The sequence below is a fragment of the Streptococcus pluranimalium genome (assembly GCF_047785745.1).
GTDB lineage: Bacteria > Bacillota > Bacilli > Lactobacillales > Streptococcaceae > Streptococcus > Streptococcus pluranimalium_B.
Genome location: NZ_JBLOJT010000121.1, coordinates 1 through 4,796, shown reverse-complemented (window position 1 = coordinate 4,796; position 4,796 = coordinate 1). Strand labels below are relative to the sequence as shown.

At 43.6% G+C, this 4,796-nt stretch carries 1 protein-coding gene; it reads right to left on the bottom strand.

From position 1 onward, the window contains the following. Positions 1 to 377: 377 nt before the first annotated feature. A complete protein-coding gene (locus tag ACMZ6U_RS09375; RefSeq protein ID WP_416108191.1) occupies positions 378 to 4,604 on the bottom strand; it encodes a pullulanase in 4,227 nt (1,408 codons plus the stop codon). Positions 4,605 to 4,796 lie beyond the last annotated feature (192 nt).

The window sequence follows — 4,796 nt, the reverse complement described above, 5'->3', positions numbered from 1 at the left end:
TAAAAGCCTGACACAAAAGATAAAAAGCGAACAAAATAGCATTCTGTTCAACAGAAGAACTATCTTGTTCGCTTTTTTATAGTCTTATCAACTTCATAGAGCTAACTATAATCTTTTGAATTAATACTCAATGACAATCAAAAGCAGGCTAACCGCCACTGATACAGATAGAACTGGTGTTCATTAAAGCAAGTCAACAAGGTTTGCTTTTGATTTTCGAAGAGTATAACTTTGATACATAGTCACTTTCGACTTGCCGTACTCAAGTACAGTCCGCGTCTTTTCTGTTCCTTGTTCTGAAAGTTAATTCATTTGACTATAGTAACGAATTTCTAAAGTGATATTTTTTTGTTCCAGACTCTTTTAGCAAGAGCGTATTACTCGCTCTTTTTGTTTTTTCTAACGATGGCTAGTCCTGCTACGAGCGTTAAAATACCTGACCAGAAGCCTGTCGTTGAAGACTCGCTACCTGTTTTGGGTAAGTCTTTCTGACTCTTTCTGTCTGTCAATTCAGTCTTAGCCTGAGACTGTGACTGGTCACTCACTTTTAGTGCCTCTGAGCCTTCGGAATCTTGAATAGAACTTTGTGGCAGTGTTTTTTGAGTATCTGTCTTCGGAGTAAGTGTGACAGGGACGACTAACTCATCCCTACTCTTATCCGGGTAGGTTACTATAACTGAAATGTCATACTCACCTGCTCGAGTTGGCAACGCCATACCTGGGGCAAGCTGAACTGTTCCTTGACCAATTTCTGCCACTGCTCCTATAACATCTAACTCGCTTAACTCACCTTCTGGTTTCCTTACATGAGAAACAATCGGTGTGATCTTTTCCGCATCTATTTGCGGTTTTGATTGCGAATCGTCTGGTGTGTCTGATGGTGCTGTAACTTCTTGGTAAACGTAGGTCACAATCAGGGTAGTATTTCCTACCACTCGACCAACCATAGGTGCTGATGAGACTAAATGACTATGTTCATCTACCTCTCCAACCTTGTAAGTTCCCGCTGGTGCCAATTTGTAAGTTTTGCCATCGTAGCCCACAATCGTCTGGGTTCTATGTTCAGATTCCTCCGCATTATAGGCAGTATCTACTGCTGCATTATAGTGAACAAGGGCATTGTCTTTCAATATGCGGTCGTTGATGTCACGGTATTCAAGGATTACCGATCCTTTGACCATCTTGACTCCGCTCGGTGGCGTCTGCGCATCTTCTTTGGCAATCCGTAAAACAGTTGCGGTCAGCGGTGCAAGGGTCAAGCTGTGTTCGGTGAGCTGAACACCATCTGATGCTTGAATTGCTTCTGTACCTGCTTGTTTTCCGTCTGCTAGTACAGCTACCGTCTTCAAGGATTGTTCAACTGTAAAGCTACGTGCCTTAGTATCGGCATTGACAAAGACCAGATAGACATCGCCATTGCTTGCGACAGTCTGGTAGCCCAAAACAAGGTCTTCTTTTTCAACACCGTCTTTGCCTGCTCTTGTCAGCAAGGTCACGCGCTTGTCAACTTCCTCTTTAGATGGCAATTTGAAAGCATCTGTTGATTTCCGAAGGGCAATCAAGCCTGCTGTATAAGCACGGCTTCTTGCATGTTCAGGATAGGCTGCGCTGTCTGTCGCCTTGCTCCAGTCAAAATGATTGACCGCGTCACTCGAATCATAGGAATCATGGATAAAATAGGGATAATCAAATGGGCTACCGTCTTCGTTGGTCAAAAGATGAGCCTTGTTTGGCACCTTATCTTCTGATACAGGCGTGCGATAGTCTGTATGGCGGAATTGCTTGGTTCGACCGTATTCTTGACCTGAATGGATAAATGGTGTTCCTTGAGAGGTCAAGACCATGAGATTCCCCAAACGGAGACGACGATGAATCTCCTTTTCATTTTCTGGTTTGGCAGGGTCTTTTTTGATGGATTGGGCGATGATGTCAAACAAGGTCAGATTGTCATGAGCTGCGATATACTGAATCACATCACCTGGATCATCTGCTTCAAAGTTCGTTGGCTGCGCCTTAATATTGCGGAAAACTTTTTCAAGATCCCGCTTACCATTTGTGATAAAGGCAGGCGTTCCTTCATTAGGATAACCTGACTTCATCGTATTGCGAATGTCGTCTGAAAATACCGCCGCAGAATTGGTAGATTTCATCCAGGATTGATCCGCTGGCTGGACAGGCTTGTTTTCATCACCTGAATAAGTCACCCAACCCTCGCCTAGCATGATCAGATTTGGATTGAGCTTTTTCGCTTCATCGTAAGCCTTCTGAATGGTTTCGGCATCATGGTCCCCCATCAAGTCAAAGCGGAAGCCATCCACCTTGTATTCGTCAGTCAAGTACTTAATTGAGTCCACTAAAACACGACGGCTCATGTAATGGGTCGTTCCCAAACGACCGCCACCGTAGCTGGTTCGCGGAGTACCGTCTGCGTCCATAAAGTGGTAATAATTCGGCTCTAAATCTTCAAAAATCGCCGTTTTAGCCGTATGGTTATAGACCACGTCCATAATCACACCCATACCGCGCTTGTGAATTTCATTGACTAGTTCTTTAAATTCTGCGATACGGGCAATCGGATTGGTCGGATTGCTTGAATACATACCTGTTAGGGAGAAATAATTCTGCGGGTCATAACCCCAGTTATAGTTGCTGTTGCTAGAAGCATACTCGTCCAGCCGCTCTGCATTTTTGAGTTCATTGACATAGTAATAACTAAGGACAGGCAACAGCTGAATATGGGTTACACCCAACTCTTTTAGATAATCCAATTTCTCCACAAAAGCCGAGAAGGTTCCAAACTGTGACTTCAAGTCACTTGAAATCGCCTGATCAGACGTAAAATCACGGACATGTGCTTCGTAAATCACCGCATCTTTCCGGTCTTTAAAGTTTGGAATGGTAGCATAAGTCAACTCTTTTGGTCCGACTTCTGTCGGGTCTACAAAGGCAGCCTTAGCAACCTTGTAAGACGGGTCTGTCTCTGCCAAATCACTGTTCCAGGCAGCCAAGGACTTAGCATAAGGATCCAAGGTTAAGACGGACTTGTCACCTCGTTTGATGTCATAGTGGTAGTAATAACCACGATAGTCCCTAATCCCCAAACCACTATCTGCTGTTAAGTCCGCATGCCAGGTTCCTTTTTCCCTCTTGACCATGGCAATTCTGCCGACAACCTTGCCTTGGTTCGCTTTATCATAGACCACTAGTGACACCTGATCTGCACTTGGTGACCATACGGTAACTGCCGCTTTCTGACCTTTTTCTGTCACACGAGCACCCAGATCACCGTTATATTGATACAAACTATCTTTTAACTGCCAATTCATACCTGTCTTAAATTGCTCACTTCCATAAGCCACTGTATAAGGTGCGTCCTCCTGTCCGAATTCTCCCTGAAGGATGACTTTTTTCGCACCTTCATCCAAGATAATATCCTTGATGGCTACAGGCTGATTGCCTTTATTTTTCACCTGTACATTCTTTAAAATATCTTCTTTTTTGAGATTTTCGAAGCTAGTAAAGGTCGTCTTGATTTCAGTCAGACTGATATGCTGCGCTCCAGTCATTCGGACATCGTTTACAAAGTAAGGATTGGTATAAATCGTAGGATCGGCGTCTCTCAAGAAAAGCTGGCGATGTTTTTTCAAATCTGTAAAAGTGTAATCATTCGGCTGAATCTTTACATCATCGCCTGATTTACTCTCATCTAGCAATAAAAAGCCGATTGATTTAGACAGATCAGTCAATTTGACATCAACATAAGCCCCATACTTGCCCTGCTTGGCAAAATCAAGTCCGTCAGGCCAGTCCGTCGTAGGTTGCTTTACATCTCCCCACAACCACAAAGACTTGCGGTCATAGTTCTTATCTGAACGTAGATAATTAATCCGCACGATGCCCTCAGTGATTGGCTCATAGGTATAGGAGTTATATTTTTCATCAAACCAAACCTCATTCATCTTGGGACTAATGAGCTCAACTCTCTTATCTCCTGTCAGATTTTCACCAGCCGTATTATTGATTAAAAGGCTAATTTTTTCTCGTTTTTCTGCAGACAGTGGCACATCTAAGTAATGCCCATAGTCATCCGTCCTAGTTTCTGAAAAACTGGTTGCTCCTGTTGGCCAAGACCCCTTTTGACTAGATGGCGTCTCCACATCATCCCATGTCCACAGACCAAGGCTGGCTGGATTGTCAGACGGTAGTTTTTTAAAATGCATGCGAATAGAGCCTTCTTGAACTTCATCATCTGTTACTAAAGCTGCCTCCTGAGGTGCCGGCGCTGGGCTTACTGTATCAGCTACTTCTTCTGACTGTGCCGACACTGTTTGATCAGAAGTGGTGCTTCTACTCGTAGCAATCTCCTCAAGCAGAGGCCCTGCCACCTCATTATTTCCTGTCTGATCTGCACTCTTTGCTGTATCTTCCGCAGATACCGAAGAATCTACCTGCAGATTGATATTATCCATGGCAGGTTCTTCTGCTTGGACAACCTGCCCACCCAAGGCACAAAAACTGACCGACAAAAGAACTGAAGCGGTACCACATTTTAATGTCCGCAAGCCAAAATGCTGCCGTTCCTTACTAACTGTTTCTTGTTTCATTCAGAAACCTCCAAAAATAATATCTATGCAAACGCTTGCTTTACCCATCCATTATACTCTTTCTCTCACGTCATGTAAAGGCTTTCATGTATGTTTGTACTTGTAACTCGTGGTGCTAGTTGATTTTCAACAACCCCAATTTGTAAAATTAAGCTAGACAGAAAAAAGCCTTATGTTAGGCTCAGATAAACA